This window comes from Thainema salinarum CENA647, from assembly GCF_057732415.1.
This window is the reverse complement of the sequence record NZ_JBYJZJ010000022.1, coordinates 1035302-1054804: the sequence shown is the minus strand read 5'-3', so window position 1 is coordinate 1054804 and position 19503 is coordinate 1035302. Positions and strand designations below refer to the sequence as shown.

Genomic DNA, 19503 nt, shown 5'->3' with positions numbered 1-19503 from the left:
TTCTGCTCTCTGCTCGTTCTTAGCGTTTGCTCTCTAGGTAACAACCTGACAGCTTGCATTTAATTTGGTCAATCTAGAATTCGAAACGGCCATTTTGCCGCTGCCCTGCGGTGGCAGAATGGCCCTTCTAGGTTTTGAAACCAGATGTCAGAATAGCTATAGTTGCTAGAGTCGGCTAATTTAGATTTGGCTAATTTGGATATTGCATTGGTATATCTAGTATTTAGGTAGCTAGAGTTTGTGTATTGCCCAAAGCTCAACCGGATTAGCCCAACCTCTAACCTCATGCGGATGTCAAGTATCCCGCTTTGAGATACATAACAGAGCAGGTGATAGCCATCGCATTTCTAGAATCGTGGTTATCCGTGTTCGTGCGTAGCGCTGCTGAGTTTGAGTATGAGAATTTTGTTGGTTGAAGATGACGAACGAATTGCAGATGCCCTGGCCGAAGACTTAACAGACCAGCACCATGTGGTTGAAATTATCGGCGATGGCGAAATGGCATGGGAATGCATTGAAAGCTTTACCTATGATCTGATCCTGCTCGATGTTATGTTGCCGAAGATGGATGGGATTACCCTGTGCCGCAAGTTGCGCTCGGCAGGCTATACCATTCCCGTTCTGATGTTGACGGCTCGCGATACGATTAGCGATCGCGTTTTAGGTTTAGATGCTGGAGCCGATGATTACTTAGTTAAGCCCTTTCATCTGCAGGAACTGTCAGCCCGACTTCGAGCGCTACTGCGACGGGGCGATTCTATGCTGCCACCTGTCCTAGAGTGGCAAGGAATCAAGCTCGATCCCAATTTGTGTGAAGTCACCTACAACGGGGAACTGCTGCCCCTCAGCCCTAAAGAGTACAGCCTCTTAGAGCTATTTTTGCGGAATGAACGGCGTGTCTTTAGCCGATCCCAGATTATTGACCAGCTGTGGTCATTCGAAAGCACACCAGGCGAGGCAACGGTCAAAGCCCATATTCGTGGGTTGCGCCAAAAGCTAAAATCAGCAGGTGCCCCCGCCGACTTAATTGAAACAGTCTACGGGTTGGGGTATCGTCTCAAGCAGGATGTTGCTGCTGAAGAAACAGCTGACGTTAATCATTAGGTGATCGCTAAAATTGCTGAATTTTTCCCCCAAGTCCAATCCATCACCGAGACAAAGTGCAATGTTTCGAAACCTGCGATGGCGGCTGCTGGTTTACCAACTGCTAGTCATGGCCTCAATTTTGGGTGTGTTTGGGGTCGGTGTCTACATGTTTGTCAGCCGTAATCTTTATCAACAGCTTGATAAAAAACTGCTGACACTGGCCCAGTCGGCGACACCATCGTTTTCGGCTGTGAAGTCCGATGGTGATGCTTACTTGGAGCAGGTTGATGAAGTGCCCTGGCGCGATATTTTCAACCGCGATCGGCAAAGCTTAGAGTGGTTTGACGCTGAAGGCAATCAGCTTGCGCGACGTGGAACGCTAGAAATCCACTCACGGCCCAGCTTAGGCCCAGCGACAATCCGGCAGCCCATATTAGTCGCCGTAGATGAGGATGTAGACGGTGCCAATCTTGATGTGGTCAACGAGCCCCCGAACGAAGGCGCATCGGATGTAACGGCCCAGTCGCCAGATGAAGCGGACTCGTCGAGCAGCAATGATTTTGAGTCGATTCGCAGCGTCACAATTTCGGTATTTAAAGACCAATCTGACAACGAAGAACCTAATTTGGTGGGCTACATTCGGGCTAGCCAGTCCACTGAAGATATTGCGACAGCTCAGAGCCAAATGCTGTTGGGGCTGGGGGCAGGAGGTGCGATCGCACTTGGCTTTGTCGGACTCGGTGGTCTCTGGCTGACGCGCAAATCCGTTCAGCCCATCGAGCAGAGCTTCCGCCAACTGCGGCAGTTCACTGCCGATGCTTCGCATGAACTGCGTAGTCCGCTGACGGCAATTCAAACCTCAATTGACGTAATCCTAAACCATCCAGAACGGATTCATCCCAAGGATGCCAAAAAGCTAGCTGCGATTTCCAGTGCCACAACGCAGATGAGCCGTCTAGCGCAGGATTTGCTGTTGCTAGCTCGCATGGATGCACCGTTAGAAAGCTCTCCGCATGAGCAGGCAATGGTCAATCTAGAGCATTTGCTGCAAGAGGTGATTGAGCTGCTAGGCCCTTCAGCGGAAATGAAGGATATTGGCCTCAAGTTTAGCTGCAACACCACTCTGCCCGTGATTGGCGACCGGATGCAGTTGAGCCGCTTGTTTTCCAATTTGGTGCACAACGCCATTCAATACACGCCGGATGGCGGTACCGTTCATGTCAAGGCCACGCGGCAAGGACGCATTGCCCTAATGCAAGTGCAAGATACGGGTATCGGCATTGCAGAAGACCAGCTACCCCACATTTTTGATCGCTTTTGGCGAGCTGACAAAGCGCGATCGCGCCAAGAAGGCGGTACAGGATTAGGACTTGCCATTGTGAAAGCCATTACTCAACGCCACAATGGCAGAATTTCAGTCACCAGCGCAGTAGGTCAAGGCACTTGCTTCTCAGTTCGACTACCGCTGGCGGTTACAGGCGGCCTGATGATATCAGGCGGCGGTTAATATCGAGTGGCCGTTGAGATCAAGTGACTATTAGACTTTATCGGAAATTGTTTTGTAGCGCGGCTAAGCCGCGCTACAAAACAATTTCCAACCCCAAAAACTTTATTTCCAATAAAGTCTATTGAGTGTTTAAAGCAGATTTGACAACTGAACTCACTCAACCTGTTCAACTTTATTCAACCGATCCACTGGGTTCAACCGTGAGATTCTCAGCATCAACCGCTTCTACTCCTTCAACCAGGGCTGATCCAATTGCCGTATTTTGAGCGTAGAGGGTGGGTACGCTACCCGCTAGCGTAACGACGCCATTGTCTACCGCAACATCGATTTGGCTCAGGTCAACGTCCTCAACCTCTTGTAGTAGCGCATCAATCTGCTCTTCGATTTCGGCATCAGACTGACTGTTGTCGCTGTCAATCAAAATCTCGTTTTCAATATTTCTCACGCCAGTAACGCGGCTAGCAATTTTGGTTGCCTGCTGTTTCTCAAGATAGTTATCCACCAGACCAATCAGTTCAACGTTGCCGTTGGTGGTTTCAGCCGAAATCTCGTAGCGTTCCAGCAGCGGTTCCGTTTCCAGCGCTTCTAAGACGGATGCCGTTACTTCTCCATCAGCTAAATTCGCCGCCACGACCTCAACGTTGTTGGTGACTGCCGTAATTCCTTCCGTCTGCTGGGCGATCTCTTCTGCTTCGATCCGGCCAGCTAGGGAATTGACGCTACCTGACAGAATCGCGCTGCCGTTTGTCACTTCAACAGTCACTTCACTCAGATCAACCTCTGGCACGGTTGACATCTGGGTTTGGATAAACTCTTCTACCTGATCGTCATCAAAACCGCCTGGAGCATCGTCCCGTGCCGCTGCACCCAGGTCTTCAGTTTGAGTTTCAACATCAAATTCTGATTGCTCAACCTCAACCTCAGTCTCAGGCGTATTACAGGCCGCCATGCCCGTTAGCATCACAATGGCTAATAAGCCCCGCAGCCAATACCGCTTGCGATCCTTTGGGCTAGTTTCAAAGCTCATGCGCCAATACCTCGTCTGCTGCATCGGCTCTAGCTTATTGAAGAATAAACAGATGCGCGTCTATCATCCGAACGTGCGATTCGTCTACCGCAAGATGGAATTACTCGGTTTCAATTCGTTCGGCGATTCGCAATTTGGCCGAACGCGATCGCACATTTTCCGCCACCTCATCTGCCTCAGCGGTAATCGGTTTTTTGGTAATAATCTTGAGCCGCTCGTCTTCCCGAAAGGCATATTTGACGATGCGGTCTTCCAAACTATGAAAGCTAATAATCGCCAGTCGTCCGCCAAGATTGAGCCAGTCGGGTGCCCGCTTCAGCAGCGTTTCCAAGACCTCTAGTTCTTGATTCACGGCAATACGGAGCGCTTGAAACGTGCGCGTCGCCGGATGAATGCGACCATGCCGATACTTGGGCGGCACGGAATAAAAAATGGCGTCAGCCAGTTCTGTCGTGGTGGTAAACGGGCGCTTCTCAACAATGCGGCGGGCGATACGGCGCGATAGTCGTTCTTCGCCGTAGGTGTAGATCAAGTCCGCCAGTTCTTTTTCATCCCAGTGATTCACGATCTCGGCGGCGGTGGTAGTTTGGCTGCGGTTCATCCGCATGTCCAACTCTGCTTCATGGCGAAAGCTGAAGCCACGTTCAGGAATATCGAACTGAGCTGAGCTAACACCTAAATCTGCGAGAATTCCGTTGAACTTTTGCTCTCCTGGTTGATACTGCGCAAAATTGCTGTGGAAAAACTGAATGCGATCGCAGAATTCAGCCAAATTCGCCTGCGCAGCGGCAATCGCCTGATCGTCCTGATCGATAGCGACGATACGGAGATCGGAATGAGCTTCTAGGAGTAATCGACTGTGACCGCCGCCACCCACCGTGGCATCCAAATATACACCGCCTGCCTGCGGTGCCAACCCAACCAGCACCTCACGGCTCAAAACGGGAACGTGCTTAAACTCAGGCGTATTCGGTGTATCCGCAGACAAATCAGCCGTCATGACAACAGTCAGCAATAGTATGGGTTTCTATCCTATCGCCATCTTCAAGATCCAAACCGGCGACAAAGTCCCCTTCTCCGGTTTTTAATGCAAATCTCGATCCCAAACGCCAATGTAAATCCGGTCTTGAGCATTGCGCTGAATCACGCCCTTTAGGCCTCCGGCATCAAAGGGGTATTCTTGCCGCTGGCGGTCTTTAATTTGTGCGAGCGCGGTTTGTACATTTCGCGGCGTTTGTCCAGCCATCATTCCGTCTAACGTTGAGAGCATCGTCGATGTCGCAACGGACTGGGCAAAAGAAACCTCTGTTTGACGCAGTTTTGCGGTATCGCGATCGTAAATATAGCCGAGCGTAATTTCGTCCGGTACGACTTCGTAGCGAACTGAGCGTGTATTGGGCCAGTATCCCGATGGGCTACTGGCCTGGGGCTCCCCCAATTCATCTTTGATTTTCTCCTCCGAAGTACCGGGCGGAAATCCAGGGACAGCGTCAGTATCACTGCTATCGGTATTGCCGTTAGTATCTGACTCAGGAGCAGTATTATTATCCGATCCCGATCCGGGAGGAACTGTGTCCTCAGGCGGCGGCGGCTCAAATGGTTCTTCAACCGATTCAGTATCGGTTTCATCGACTGGGGCAGTTTCTTCCGGAGTCGGCTCGGCTTCAGACTCTTCTTCAGTCTCAGGGACGGGTTCTACCTCCTGTTCATCCACAGGCGCAGAAGGGCGAGACTCCGGCTCTGTTGGTGTAGGCGATGGTTGAGTTTCATCCGGTGTGGTCGATTCCGGCTGAGGCCGGAAGAGGAGTGCGGCCAAGCTGCCCACAATTAACGCTGTTGCAATTAAACCTAACCACAATCGCCAAGGCATTTGCTGCTGGGTTTGTTGCCGTCGAACGGGGCGGGGCGAAACGCGTTGTCCAACCGGAGCGGCACTGCGAGATTGAGGTGGCATCGCTGCACCAGACGCGGCCGAGGGTGCAGAACGACGGGGCGGACGGGCCTTAGGAGACACAGCCATCGTCGGCACAGTCGTTGTTGATGCAGGTCTGGGAAATTGGGGAATGCCAGCAGCGGAATTATTTGTGGCCTGTGCGGATGCATTGGGATAGACAGCGGACAGCAGCGAGAGCCACTCCGTCACGCTTTGAGGCCGATGCTCAATTTCCATCGCCATACCGCGCATAATAGCGCGACTAATTTCAGGACTGAGATCTGGGCGAATTTCATTGGGCGGCACCAGTGGTTGGCGATCGCGCAGGATCGAGGCAACCGGCACCTGAGCCGTTACCAGCGCATACAGCGTCGCTGCCAAGCCATAGACATCACTGGCGGGCGTCCGCTGCGCCTGGGTCATATACTGCTCAATGGGCGCGTAGCCTACCGAAATCAAGCTGGTATGAGTTTGGGTTTGGCCTAGGGTGAACTCGCGAGAAATACCAAAGTCAATCAGAATGACTTCATCGGTTCCTTGGCGCAAGATGATGTTCTGCGGTTTGATATCTCGATGCAGCATCCCGTTCTGGTGAACGGCCTCCAGAGCAGAGCCGATCTGCTGGATGTAATGAACCGCTGTCGCCTCCGGCATAGGATGATCAGGGAATACAATCTCCCCCAAGGTTTGGCCTGGAATGTAGTCCATCACCATGTAGGGCATCTCGTCTTCGGTGAAGAAGTCGCTGACCCGCACAATATTGGGATGGACGCACATCGCAAGACGACGCGCCTCGGCCTGGAACTTGTCCCGCAGATCTTCAAAGTTGCGATCGCGTCTGCCAGCCTCATTCAGCGTTTTAACTACGACGGTTTGGTTCAAAAAGTGGTGTGTCGCCTTATAGGTCACACCAAATCCACCCAGACCCAGTTCTTGGTCAAGGGTGTACTTGCCGCCCTGGAGGGTTGTTCCCACGGATACTGCCATAACCTGATGTGGACAATCGCTCAAGTTTAACGAATATCCTCATCATATTGCCTCAATTTTTGCTGCTGCTGCTAGCGAGTGCCACAGAATGAGTTGTCAGCCGCTGAGTATTTTCCACCAAGCTCTTCGCAAAGCCATCCATCCGCTCTGCCAGCTTTTCATCCTTAAGTTGACCCTGCTCGTTAAACGCTTGCCACGCTTGTCCGATCGCAACCTGTTCTGGAATCACCCAAGCGTGAACCCAGCGCATAATGACCCGCAAATCATTCAACGCATTGCTGTTGGACTGGCCACCCAAAACGCTAATTACGCCCGTCACTTTGCCGGACAGATGCTCAAAGCTCATCAAATCCAGCGCATTTTTCAGCACTCCACTGACGCTACCGTGATATTCCGGTGTAGCTAAGATTAAACCATCAGCCTGCTTAACTGCCTCACGGAGCCGCTCCACATCGGGATAATCGAGATAGTCTCCCGTCCCGTCACAAAACGGCAAGTTCATTTCGCGCAAGTCCAAAATTTCGACGTTTGCGCCATAGTGCTTAGCTCGTTCTGCGGCGACTTGCAGCGCCCTGTAGCTATAGGATTCAGGGCGTAAGCTTCCGGCTAGACCAACAATCTTGACCATAATTGAACGATTCCTTTATGAACATGTGTTAAGCTTATGCTAACATAAAGTCGTAATGAGTTCGTTTAACGAAAGTAGGAAAACTGAGGATGCTGTCGTTGTGCAAAGGGCATGTCTCTGTCTTCACAGAGAGTGAGTCCAATTCATGGAGGTGACCCAAATTGCAAGTACCTCTTGAGTCAACAAGACAACCTAATTGAGCCGTGACCACTTTTCCGCAGTTGCCACGTTGCTGTAAAGGCTGGCGACAACTTGTTTACCTGCAAACGTTGCATGTAGATAGCGAATAGCATCACCTAAATAGGGATAAACCAACTTGCGGAAAAACGTGGGATAGCCAAGCCACAAATCATCGGCATTGTTATAGCCCAAACGCCGATTTGCGCCCGTTTCTTCAAACTCAGCAAATAGCGCCACCGTTTTTTGCAAATAGCGGGGATCGCTGAGCTGACCAATCAAATCTGCTGCCCGCGTCAGCCCTGCGTAATCTGACGTGGATTGATGGCCGCAGTGGGTCGGGACGGGAAAGCGAGTGTGCTCAATGTAGCGCTGAATCAGCTCCACATTGATGAAAGAGTACGTGCTGAACTGTTCGTGTACATAATGCTTGCTGCGCTCAATGTGATAGGGCGCTAAGCTAGCATCGGTTGCGCCAGAGTTGAGCATGATGGTGTGATCAGCTTTGCCGTCTCGAAGAGAATCGCAACTGACCCAATACTGACTTTCCCAAGGTACGTCTTGCAGACAAGCGCCCTGGATGTATCCAATATCGTGACATAGCAGTGCCAAGGTGTAATGTAGCCAGTTATGGGGTGTGACCTGTCCGTCCAGTCGCTGCTTACCGAGTAAAATTTCTTGCCCAACAGCTGTCACTAAAATCGTATGCTCGACATTGTGATAGGGGGCATTGCCCTGAACCAAAGTAGCTAAAATTCGCTCTGCAGCTTCAATCAAAAAGACAATTGATTGAGTCGATTGGTTGCCATAAAGCTGATAATAGGTTGCTTTAATTTTTTCCAATAGGTCGATTGTCGTAATCTCTAGAACTGTAAACATGACTGTGTTCTCCTGATGCGGCGAGGCAAATATCTAATCTGTTCTGTTAGCCAGATCGATAGCTTCTCACTACCTATGCTTTTAGTGTGTGATGCGCCTTGGGAAACTACAACCAGAAAACCTCATCAAAATAAAAAATGAATTTAGAAGATATTAACTGATCCCATTTCAGTCAATTAACTATCGGATACAGACCTCTACCACTGTAGATCAGGACTTAATCTCATAACTCATAAAACCTCATAAAACCTCTCTTTAGCCCTAATTAATCAGACTTCTTCAATTTTCTGATGTGTTTTTAGGTTGAGTTTTTCGCCAGATCTCTACTTGTGATTTACAGTTGACAATGTTGTGACACATTCCTGTTATCATTTGTGATCTAAATCGCAATTAGTTTAAGCATATAGGCTTATCATCAAGCTAGTAAAGAGCTATTTCAGCAGTTTATTGCTTCTCTACCAAAAACTGTTTTCATGATTTACCCATCAACTATTCAATGCTTTATTTGGTCTTCAATTATATTAATCAATATGTCTTCAAGGATTGATTGGCATTAACTATTAGAATTCAACAAACAGGTTTCATAGCGGTTTTCAGATGTAATAGTGCATAGATCAAATTGAATTTGATACTGCGATCGCAAAAGTTTTAGTGACAGTTTTATTTTGCAAAAAAGCGAGTATAAATCAAAATCAATTAATAGATGATGGTTTACTTTAGTTTATTGAATTCAGTTATAGCCATGTATCCCAGCTCTGTTTGCAAATAGTTTAATCAGGTGCATTACTCCAAATTGGGTTATCAGGATGTTGAACAATTGCAATGGACGTTCAAGATGCGCTCTCTCTAGTCGATCGACTACTCTATGCCAAAACCAACAAGCACCTTAATGATTTAGAGCGACGGGTTTTCATTGGTTCTTGGCAAGGACAAACCTATGAAAAGATTTACCCACGCAATCCCGAATATATTGAGAAAACCGTGGGCTATCGGCTGTGGCAAAAGCTGTCAGAAGCCCTTGGGGAAAAAATTTCCAAAAAGCGTATTCGAGGGGCGCTGGAGCGTCTATATCTGCGGCAGAAGCGAGTGTTTATTAGCTATCGCAACTGTGAGTTGGATCGAGTAGTGGCCGAGGCACTTTACCAGTCGTTTGAGGCCGCTGGTTACTTACCATTTGCCAGTGATTTAGATGCGATCGCACCGCTACCCTTTTCCGATACGGCTAACCTGGCGCAAATTGACCTGGAACTCAAGCGCTGCAATTGCTTCATTCTGCTGCTATCGCAACAATCTGCCGTGAGTGAAATGGTGATGGAAGAACTACGGCGGCTGCGTCAGTGGCGCGATCAGGACGGCAATCGTCCGCTTCTAGTCGTAGTGCGTACCGATCCGGAGGCTGACGTTGCTTTACATCATGACTTGCGGAATTATCTGCAAGGCGCAGTGCAGTGGCAGTGCCGATCTGTTGTGGATACCCAATCGATTGCCCAAGCCATTCAGCAGTTTCTGGAACAAGGGGAACTGTCCGATTTAGTGAGCTTAACCGATGCTCTGCTAGATGCGCCAACGGTGGATACTGAATCGCGATTCTCTTCGAGACGGCAAAGCCGAACGCAGCATCCTACCCAGTTCAGCTTGAACGTAGTTAACCTACCCTTCGATGCGGATCAATCTCTTCTAAACCTGAACCTGTACGGGATTGAGCAAAATTCAGATCTGGATCACTCAAACGCTTTATCTGCTCAGGTGGCACCGCTATCGTCCTATCCGCTGCCGACGGCGGAACCGGAAATTCCTAGGGGGCAAGTGCGTTTGGCTTCGGCCTTCTACGTCGAACGTGCGCCCTATGAACCAGCTTGCTATGACGAAATTGGCCGACCAGGGATGCTGATTCGCATCAAAGCGCCCCGGCAGATGGGCAAAACCTCGCTGATGGCGCGGATTATCCACCATGCTCAAACTCAGAAAGGCTATCAGGCGATTCCACTCAGTTTTCAACATGCCGATCGGGAGATTTTTCAGGATCTGGGTAGCCTGCTGCGCTGGTTCTGCGCCAAGATTGCTCGCAAGCTGCACCTGCCGCCCCGATTAGAAACCTACTGGGACGACACCTACGGCAGTAAGGACAACTGCACGACCTACTTTGAGGAGTATCTGCTGCCCGAGATCGCCAGCCCCCTCGTTCTCGGTCTGGATGAAGTGGATGCCGTCTTCCAGTATCCGCAAATTGCCGACGATTTTTTCGGTCTGCTGCGCGCTTGGTATGAAGAAGCCAGCTACGGCAGTGACGACAGCCAGCTCTGGGAAAAACTGCGGCTGGTCGTTGTGCATTCCACCGAAGTCTACATTCCGCTGGACGTGAATCAGTCGCCGTTTAACGTGGGTTTGCCGATTGAGCTGTCCGAGTTCACGGCTGAACAGGTGGCTGACCTGGCTCATCGCCATCAGCTCAACTGGACAGACCAGAACGTACACAGTTTGATGACCCTGGTGGGTGGCCATCCCTATCTCGTGCGGCTGGCCATGTACTACATCGCCCAAAATCAGCTCACCCTGGCCGAGCTACACGACACCGCCCCCACCGAAGCGGGCATCTACAGCGACCACTTGCGCCGTCACCTCTGGCAGTTCGAGCAGTATCCTAACCTAGCCCGCGCCTACAGCACCATCCTGCACGCCTCTGCCCCCGTCCCGCTTGACTCCGAGCAAATTTTCAAACTGCACAGCATGGGCCTCGTCCACCTGCAAGGCAACGGTGCCGTCCCCAGCTTTGAACTCTACCGCCGCTATTTCTGCGATCGCATCCAACTCCCATCTTCCACCTCTGAATAGCCCTCACCCCCAACCCCTCTCCTATGGGAGAGGGGAGCCGGACTTCCACGCCTTGCTCCTCATCCCTCACGCCTTGCTTCTCACCCTCACTCCTCACTCCTCACTCCTTTCCCATGCCCCCCTCCCTCTACTATCACTACAAAGTCGGCGGCCATCTCTCCCTTGATGCGCCTAGCTATGTTGTCCGCCAAGCTGACGAAGAGCTATACACCGCGCTCAAGGCCGGAGAATTCTGCTATGTCCTCAACTCGCGGCAGATGGGCAAAACCAGTTTGCGCGTGCGCACCATGCATCGGCTGAAGCAGGAGGGAGTTGCCTGTGCCGCGATTGATTTGACCAAAATTGGCAGTCAGGACATCACCCGCGATCAGTGGTATGCGGGCGTGATGCGACGACTAGTTAGCAGTTTTCACCTGTCGATCCAACTACGCACCTGGCTGAGTGAGCGAGATTACCTGTCGCCGATTGAGCGGCTGAGTGAACTGATTGAGCAGGTGCTGTTGGTTGAGGTGCAGTCGCCCATTGTGGTGTTTATTGACGAAATCGACAGCGTCCGCAGCTTACCGTTCAACCTGGATGATTTCTTTGTGTTTATCCGAGCCTGCGATGACTATGATCGGCTAACGTTTGCGCTGCTCGGTGTCACCACTCCGTCTGAGCTGATTCAGGACAGCCGCTGCACGCCGTTTAATGTGGGTCGCCCAATTGATCTACATGGATTTCAGTTAGAAGAAGCCCTGCCCTTAGCGGACGGACTGGCCGAACGGGTTGAAAATCCGCTTCAGGTGCTCAAGACGATCCTGGACTGGACGGGAGGACAGCCATTTTTGACCCAAAAGCTCTGTCAATTTGTGGTCAGTCAGCCGCGCATTTCTCCCAACCTGAGCACGACTGAGTGGGTTGATCAGCTAGTTTACGACAAGATTATCGACAACTGGGAAGCTCAAGATGAACCGCCGCATTTAAAGACAATCCGCGATCGCGTTTTGCGGGTGGCTCATCGGACGGGGCCAGTTCTGCGGTTCTATCAGCAGATTTTGGAGCAGGGTGCGGTTCCAGCTAGCAACCGCAGTGAGCAGCTTGAGCTACAGATGGCGGGACTGGTGGTGAAGCGAGGTGGTCAGCTCCAGGTCTATAACCGGATTTATGCCGTGGTGTTTAACTCGGTGTGGATTCAGCAGGCGCTGTCGAGCATCCGGGCTGACTTTATGCAAACCGTGGCGCGGCAGGAGCAAAAGCTGCTGTCCATGCTCAGTTTGATGGAGGGGCAGGGGTTTGACTACATTCTGGATGAAATTTTGAGCTCGATTGTCGCCAAGCTGCGGGAAATGCTCAGCGTCGATCGGGTCAGCATTGTGTTTGTCGATCCGGAAAAGAATGATCTGTGGTCGATTGTCTCCAAAAGCAACAGCCAACGGCCTGAAATCCGGATTCTCAGCAATGAGCAGGCCCAGGGCCGCATTACCGAGTTTAAAGAGTGGCAAGAACAGCAGGTTACAGCTCAACCGCACCAGGAAGGCAGCTACCGTATTTATCACGAGCTGTTTTTGCCGCTGTACGACCAGAACAATATGCCTGTGGCTTTTGTAAAGCTGGTCAACAAAATTCAGCCCGGTCGCAGTGCCGAGGTGCCGCTGATCGATAAGCTCAATCCCCAGGGCTTTACCGCCAGCGATCAGCGACTGCTGGAGGAATATGCCTCGCCGATTCAACGGGTGCTGGAGCGCTGTCAGTACTGCTATCGCCTCACCCAGCGGTTACAGGCATCCGAAGCGCTGAATGAAGCGGCCAACTCGATTTCCCAGAGCAGCCTGGACTCTGACGAAATTATCAAGCGGGTGATGGATGCAGCCAAAAAGCTGATGAATGCCGATCGCAGTACGCTCTGGCTACTGGATAGTGAGCAAAACGACCTCTGGACAAAAATCCCCACCAGCAATGGCGTGATGCAGGAAATTCGCATTCCGGTCGGCAAGGGCTACGTGGGCCAAACCGCCGCCACGGGCAAAACGCTGAATATTCCCTTTGATTTGTACGATCATCCCGACTCCGCCACGGCCCGTCAAACCGATGAGCAAACTGGGTATCGTACCTGTAGCCTGCTTTGTATGCCGATTTTTAGTCCCAATGGTGAACTGCTGGGCGTGACGCAGTTGGTGAATAAGCGGCGCTTGGGTGATTTCCCTGACTATGACCCCGCTCAGTGGCCGGAAGCGCCGGACTGTTCCAAAGCTAGCTTTGACAGCAATAGCCAGAAGCACCTAGAAGTATTCAACACTCAAGTTGGCGTTGCCATTCAAAATGCCAAGCGGTTTGCGGCCCTCAAGGAGCAGGCTGCCAATCATCCCCAAAGCGTGGTTAGTCGTACCCTAGCGCTACTGAATCAGGTGATGGATGCTCAGGGATTCGACGAGATTTTAGACACCACCTTGCGTTCAATTACCAACAAGCTGGGCCGAGCCGTGGGAGCCGATCGCACGTCGATTTTCCTGCTCGATGAGGAACAGAACGAGTTTTGGACCATTATTGCCGAGTCCGATGCCGACCACAATCATCTCGAAATTCGCGTTCCTGCCGATCAGGGCATTGTCGGAGAAGTAGCGGCAACGCGATCGCAAATTAACATCCCTTACGATTTTTATGACGATCCGCGTTCGACGGTGGCCCGACGGTTAGATCAGGAACACAACTACCGCACCTACACCATGCTGGCGCTGCCGATGATCAATCCCAAGCGCAAGCTGGTGGCGGTGGTGCAACTGCTCAACAAGCTCAAGCCCCACTCGCATCACTGGGCACCATTAGCCGAACGGATTGATCCGAATGGATTCGATGAAGCCGATGTGGAGAAAATCACCCACGATGCTGCCGCCATTCAGCTTATCCTGGAAAGTTTTTGCTCCTATCACAAGACGACACGGGGTCAGCGGGTAGCGGCGGCCCTGATGGCGGCGACTCGTTCCCTGTCTGGTAATGGAGTGAATCCAGCTGAACTGCTGGATCGAGTAATCGATGCAGCCAAAGACTTGATGAATGCCGATCGGGGGACGCTCTGGCTGCTGGATGAAGCACGGCAGCAGCTTTGGACGCAAATTCCCACCGGAACAGGTGCAGAGGATTATCAGGAGATCCGCGTCAATGTTGGCCAAGGCTTTGCCGGACAGGTCGCCGCTACAGGTGAGGTGCTGAATATTCCCTTTGACCTGTACGATCATCCCGACGCGGCCACGGCGAAGCGAACCGATCAGAAGTCCGGCTATCGCACCTGTAGCCTGCTCTGTATGCCGATTTTGGACTCGGATGGTGAGCTAATCGGCGTGACGCAACTGGTTAATAAAAAGCTGGCCAATGTCATACCGGATTACGCTCTCATGCAGCAGGGACAAGTGCCCGACGTCCTGCGAACCAGTTTTGACGATAGCGATCGCAAATGTCTGCAAATTTTCAATAACCAAGTCGGCGTGATTATTCAAAATGCCGAACTACTAGCCGCTGTCCGACAGCAGGAAGAGACTTTGTCACAGTTAAACGGTCAAGCGGTTTAACCATCCATACTGCTCCAAGTTCATACGTCAACTGACCATGCGTGCGCCGCAGGGATGTGGCGAAAAGATGTACCACATTGCTCAAAACCATGATGGTGTGAATTTATGGGGGACAACTGCGATCGCAGTTGGTGAAACCGTTGATGATGTGCAGATTAATGTAGACGTATTGTGTAGACGTATGTCAAAAATCGCCGGGCCGAAAAATTTTTCCGTTGCACTCGAACCCATTGCGGATTTGCACGATATGCTACGGCCCCAAGGCGTAATGCTGCTATGACCGCTACTGCATCTTGCTGCTGTATCTTAAAAAACCCTTCCGATCACCTCAGGCAGTGATTGAGCCATGAAGCTACACTAGACAATAGATCGAAGTAAACTGTATTGAACTTGACTCGGTATTCAGGCTCAACCAAGTGCGTTCTGAGAATACAGGTTTAGTCCAACTCAGTCACACAACTCACTGTGTATTGACCTGATAGTTCCAACCGAGTTCATCCGCACGGCATCAGAGGAAAGACATTTATCGATGATTCAGCCTTCTTCTCAAACCAATCACGCTCAGTCATCAGCGACTTCTCGCTCCGCAGCTAAAGGTGCGGCATCTGCCGGTATGCTGACGATTGGATGGTTTTTGTTGCAGAGCCTTTTGCCTGTCACACCTGCGATCGCGCAGACCCAAGAAACAGAAGAACCATTGAGCTATGGTGAACTCATCGAAAAAGTAGAGGCGGGAGAAGTCGAAAAGGTTGAGCTAGATCCCAACCGCGATCTAGCGCGGGTAACCTTGACGACTCAAGAAGAAGGGGAACCGCCCGAAGAAGTTCAGCTTTTTGATACGGACAACAGTGAGCTGTCTGATGTCCTCAGAGCAAACAATATCGAGTTTCAGGTCACGCCCTCAGCCGATAACGGTGCATTGACCTGGCTGGCGACTAATGCCTTGCTAGCGCTGGTGCTCATTTTGGGCTTGGTGCTCATCTTCCGGCGTTCGGCCAATGCGTCAGGGCAAGCGTTCAACTTTGGCAAATCCAAAGCCCGCTTCCAAATGGAAGCCAAGACTGGCATTCTGTTTGATGATGTGGCAGGGATTGAGGAAGCCAAGGAAGAACTGCAAGAGGTTGTCACCTTTTTGAAGCAGCCGGAGCGCTTTACTGCCGTAGGAGCCAAAATTCCCCGAGGTGTGCTGCTAATTGGCCCGCCGGGAACAGGTAAAACGCTCTTAGCTAAAGCGATCGCCGGTGAAGCAGGCGTTCCGTTCTTCAGCATTTCCGGTTCAGAATTCGTTGAAATGTTTGTCGGCGTCGGCGCATCGCGGGTGCGAGATCTGTTCCGCAAAGCCAAGGAGAGCGCTCCCTGTCTCGTATTTATCGACGAAATTGACGCGGTTGGCCGTCAGCGGGGAGCTGGCATCGGCGGCGGCAATGACGAACGGGAGCAAACTCTGAACCAGCTCCTCACCGAAATGGACGGCTTTGAGGGCAATGCAGGGGTGATCATCATCGCCGCCACTAACCGTCCTGATGTCCTGGATCAGGCGCTCCTCCGCCCAGGCCGGTTTGACCGTCAGGTCACGGTTGACCTACCCGGCTACAGCGGACGGTTGGGAATTCTGGAAGTTCATGCCCGTGATAAGCGTCTAGAAGAGGGAATTTCGCTGGCGGCAGTGGCTCGTCGCACCCCTGGCTTCTCGGGCGCAGACTTGGCGAACTTGCTTAATGAGGCCGCGATTCTGACTGCTCGGCGGCGGAAAGATGCCATTGGCATGGGGGAAATTGAGGATGCTATCGATCGCATCACCGCCGGGATGGCCTTAACGCCCCTACTCGACAGCAAGAAAAAGCGCATTATTGCCTATCACGAAGCTGGCCACGCCATTTTGATGACGCTGCTGGATAATTCTGACCCACTCAATAAGGTCTCGATTATTCCTCGTTCCGGTGGCGTTGGTGGTTTCGCTCAGCAGAGTTTTGATGAGGACATGGTTGATAGCGGTTTATATACCCGCAGTTGGCTCTTGGATCGCATCACTATTGCTCTGGGTGGTCGAGCCTCAGAGCATGAAGTTTTTGGCGAAGATGAAGTAACCATCGGTGCGAGTAACGACATTCAAGTTGTGGCAAATCTGGCGCGGGAGATGGTAACCCGCTACGGTATGTCAGAGCTGGGGCCTTTTGCTCTAGAAAGCGGTAATGATTCCGTCTTTTTAGGTCGCGATTTGATGCCTCGCTCTGAATATTCGGAAGAGATGGCCACCAAGATCGATAATCAAGTGCGTGCGATCGCAAATCACTGCTACCAACGAGCGCGTCAAGTCATGCGTGAGAATCGCCAGGTTCTCGATGCCATTGTCGATGCTCTACTGGAGCGTGAAATCCTAGAAGGTGAAGAATTCCGGACTCTAGTGGAAAAATACAGGGAACTGCCTGAAAAGCAAAAAAAGCAGCTCGTTGCAGCAAGTGAGTAAGTCTCAGTAAAAAGCGTCTGCCTATCTCGGACAGACGCTTTTTGCGTGAACGTAGGCTAGGTTGATGAACATTCGCCATTCTGCGATGTTTGTGATATTCTGCGACGTTTTGCGATCGCAGCGTCGCCAGCCTCACAACCTGCGATCGCAAAACGTCGCGATCTGAGAACTGCCCCCCAAACTTGTTACAGTCAGACTAGCCAATTCCCTTTTGAGTTCAGTTTGATGAATATTCTCGTAAGTAACGACGACGGTGTTTTTGCCCTTGGCATTCGCACTCTAGCCAACACCGTAGCCCAAGCCGGGCATCGGGTAACCGTAGTTTGTCCAGACCGAGAACGCTCAGCAACGGGACATGGTTTGACGCTGCATGACCCAATTCGGGCTGAGCAGGTGGATCATGTATTTCATCCAGATGTCAAAGCCTGGGCCTGTTCTGGAACACCGTCAGACTGTGTCAAACTCGCGCTGGGCGCTCTTTTGCCGGAGCCACCTGACTATGTGCTTTCGGGCATTAACCACGGCAGTAACTTAGGCACCGATGTGCTTTACTCCGGTACCGTCTCCGCCGCAATGGAAGGACTGATTGAAGGCATACCTGCGATCGCATTTAGCCTAGCCAGCTTTGCCTACCAAAACTTTCAGCCCGCAGCCGATTTTGCAGTCAAGCTGCTGGCTCAACTGGAACAGCAGCCGCTCGAGCAGCCCATGCTGCTGAACGTCAATATTCCTCCCATCGAAGCGTCAGACATTCAGGGCGTCAAAGTCACACAGCAGGGCGTGCGTCGCTACTTTGATCTATTCGAGAAGCGTACTGACCCACGGGGCAAAACCTACTATTGGCTGGCTGGCGAACTGCTGGAAGAAACAGAAGATGATCTAAATTCCAGCCCTGCAGAACTGAGATCACAGCCGAATTCGCCGTCAGCCGCTTCAATAAAGAAAAATACGGTAGCGGCAGATGTACATGCAATTCGCGAGAATTACATCACAATTACGCCACTTCAATATAATTTGACCTGTCTAAGAGGAGTTGCCGAATTGGGAACAAGACATTTTGTTGCTTTTGATGGAGCAACATTACGTTCTACAGCAGATTCTTAATCAACGGATGCGTTAACGGGGCGGCATCACCGCATCGCATCTACTCTGGCCAACCAGCCAAATCTGTCGCAGAAGCTGCAAATGCGGGCACCATGAGCATTAGACATACGTCTATCCCAGCCTCGTTCCCTACAGCAAGCAACTCTAAAACTCTAGTTGTCAACCTGTTGTAAATCAGCCAAACTTGTTGCAAGATTTGGCTACCTGGATTCGCATTCAGCGATCGCTTTCTTGAGGTACTAAAATAGAGAAATATTTTTATCTACGATTACGAATCATTACCCTCGATTCGATCATCGCTAGCAGTTCTCGACTTGTGGTGCCTCTCCAACTTTACAATCACACCAACTGATGCTGAATACGCGCTAGACCGCTGAAAGATGGTGTAACGGAAAAACCTTGGTGAAGCCTGGTAAAACGATCTCATGGCTGATACACAAAATCGGTTCACAATCCACTTTTGGGGAGTCCGGGGCAGCATTGCCTGTCCGGGCGAAAATACCGTTCGCTACGGCGGCAACACCTCCTGCATTGAAATGCGGGTAGGCGATCATGATTTAATCTTTGACGGTGGGACGGGACTGCGAGTTCTGGGGCAGCAGATGCTCTCTCGCATGCCCGTCGATGCCAATATGTTTTTCACCCACTCACACTGGGATCATATTCAAGGCTTTCCGTTCTTTACCCCCGCCTTCATCAAAGGCAACCGCTTTAAGATCTACGGTGCGATCGCACCGAACGGTTCCACAATTGAGCAGCGGCTGAACGACCAAATGCTCCATCCCAACTTTCCGGTGCCGCTCCAAATCATGGGGGCCGACCTCAAGTTTTGCGATATCGAAGTGGGTGAGTCAGTTCAAATCGACGATGTAGTGGTAGACAATGCGTTGCTCAACCATCCCGGTGAAGCCGTTGGCTATCGCGTGAGCTGGCGCGGCCAGTCGGCGGCCTACATCACGGACACCGAGCATTTTCATGATCGGCTGGACGAAAACGTGCTCTGGCTCTGCCGCAACGCCGATGTGATGGTCTACGATGCCACCTATACGGACGCTGAGTATTACGACGAACGAACTAGCAAAGTCGGTTGGGGACACTCAACCTGGCAAGAAGCCGTCAAAGTTGCTAAAGCCGCTAATGTAAAAAAACTGGTGATTTTCCATCACGATCCGGCTCATGGCGATGAGTTTATGGATGAAATTGAGCGGCTCACCCAAGCTCATTTCCCTAACAGCGTTGTCGCCAAGGAAGGCATGGTACTTGATATTAGCCCCGAAACCGATCCGGCTGTATCAGTTTCGACCAAGACGGTTTCAGCATAGGTTTATATT

General features: G+C 51.3%; 13 protein-coding genes. 8 read left to right on the top strand and 5 right to left on the bottom strand.

Annotation, left to right across the window (positions count from 1 at the left end):
* Positions 1-396: 396 nt before the first annotated feature.
* On the top strand, positions 397-1104 hold the full coding sequence (locus tag AC286M_RS11385; RefSeq protein WP_488204503.1) for a response regulator transcription factor: 708 nt from the start codon (positions 397-399) through the stop codon (positions 1102-1104).
* 61 nt (positions 1105-1165) lie between these two features.
* Positions 1166-2593 carry a sensor histidine kinase gene (locus AC286M_RS11380; RefSeq protein WP_488204502.1) on the top strand — a complete coding sequence of 476 codons (1428 nt, stop codon included), beginning with the start codon at positions 1166-1168 and terminating at the stop codon, positions 2591-2593.
* A 172-nt stretch (positions 2594-2765) separates the two neighbouring features.
* On the opposite strand, the gene AC286M_RS11375 is transcribed toward AC286M_RS11380, so the two are convergent.
* From AC286M_RS11375 to AC286M_RS11355, 5 genes are all read right to left on the bottom strand, one after another.
* Positions 2766-3620 (bottom strand): BON domain-containing protein, encoded by an 855-nt coding sequence (locus AC286M_RS11375; RefSeq protein ID WP_488204501.1) that lies wholly within the window; start codon positions 3618-3620, stop codon positions 2766-2768.
* 100 nt (positions 3621-3720) lie between these two features.
* Positions 3721-4620, bottom strand: a complete 900-nt coding sequence (rsmH, locus tag AC286M_RS11370; RefSeq protein WP_488204500.1) for a 16S rRNA (cytosine(1402)-N(4))-methyltransferase RsmH — start codon at positions 4618-4620, stop codon at positions 3721-3723.
* Between the two features lie 84 nt (positions 4621-4704).
* Positions 4705-6540: a serine/threonine protein kinase gene (locus tag AC286M_RS11365; RefSeq protein ID WP_488204499.1), complete on the bottom strand. Its 1836-nt coding sequence runs from the start codon at positions 6538-6540 to the stop codon at positions 4705-4707.
* A 52-nt stretch (positions 6541-6592) separates the two neighbouring features.
* The gene (locus AC286M_RS11360; RefSeq protein WP_488204498.1) at positions 6593-7168 is read right to left on the bottom strand and encodes an NADPH-dependent FMN reductase; all 576 of its coding nucleotides are present in this window, start codon (positions 7166-7168) and stop codon (positions 6593-6595) included.
* Positions 7169-7360: 192 nt separating this feature from the next.
* Complete coding sequence (locus AC286M_RS11355) at positions 7361-8224, bottom strand: metal-dependent phosphohydrolase (protein WP_488204497.1); 864 nt, start codon at positions 8222-8224, stop codon at positions 7361-7363.
* 822 nt (positions 8225-9046) lie between these two features.
* On the opposite strand from AC286M_RS11355, the gene AC286M_RS11350 reads away from it, so the two are divergent.
* The 6 genes from AC286M_RS11350 (at position 9047) to AC286M_RS11325 (ending at position 19494) form a co-directional block, all read left to right on the top strand.
* Entirely contained in the window at positions 9047-11056 is a 2010-nt protein-coding gene (locus AC286M_RS11350) for an AAA-like domain-containing protein (protein WP_488204496.1), read from the top strand.
* Between the two features lie 113 nt (positions 11057-11169).
* The gene (locus AC286M_RS11345) at positions 11170-14601 is read left to right on the top strand and encodes a GAF domain-containing protein (RefSeq protein WP_488204495.1); all 3432 of its coding nucleotides are present in this window, start codon (positions 11170-11172) and stop codon (positions 14599-14601) included.
* 37 nt (positions 14602-14638) lie between these two features.
* Complete coding sequence (locus tag AC286M_RS11340; protein ID WP_488204494.1) at positions 14639-14881, top strand: hypothetical protein; 243 nt, start codon at positions 14639-14641, stop codon at positions 14879-14881.
* A gap of 249 nt (positions 14882-15130) precedes the next feature.
* Entirely contained in the window at positions 15131-17068 is a 1938-nt protein-coding gene (gene ftsH, locus AC286M_RS11335) for an ATP-dependent zinc metalloprotease FtsH (RefSeq protein ID WP_488204493.1), read from the top strand.
* Between the two features lie 225 nt (positions 17069-17293).
* Entirely contained in the window at positions 17294-18172 is an 879-nt protein-coding gene (surE, locus tag AC286M_RS11330; protein ID WP_488204492.1) for a 5'/3'-nucleotidase SurE, read from the top strand.
* Positions 18173-18597: 425 nt separating this feature from the next.
* Positions 18598-19494 carry an MBL fold metallo-hydrolase gene (locus AC286M_RS11325; RefSeq protein WP_488204491.1) on the top strand — a complete coding sequence of 299 codons (897 nt, stop codon included), beginning with the start codon at positions 18598-18600 and terminating at the stop codon, positions 19492-19494.
* Positions 19495-19503: the final 9 nt, after the last annotated feature.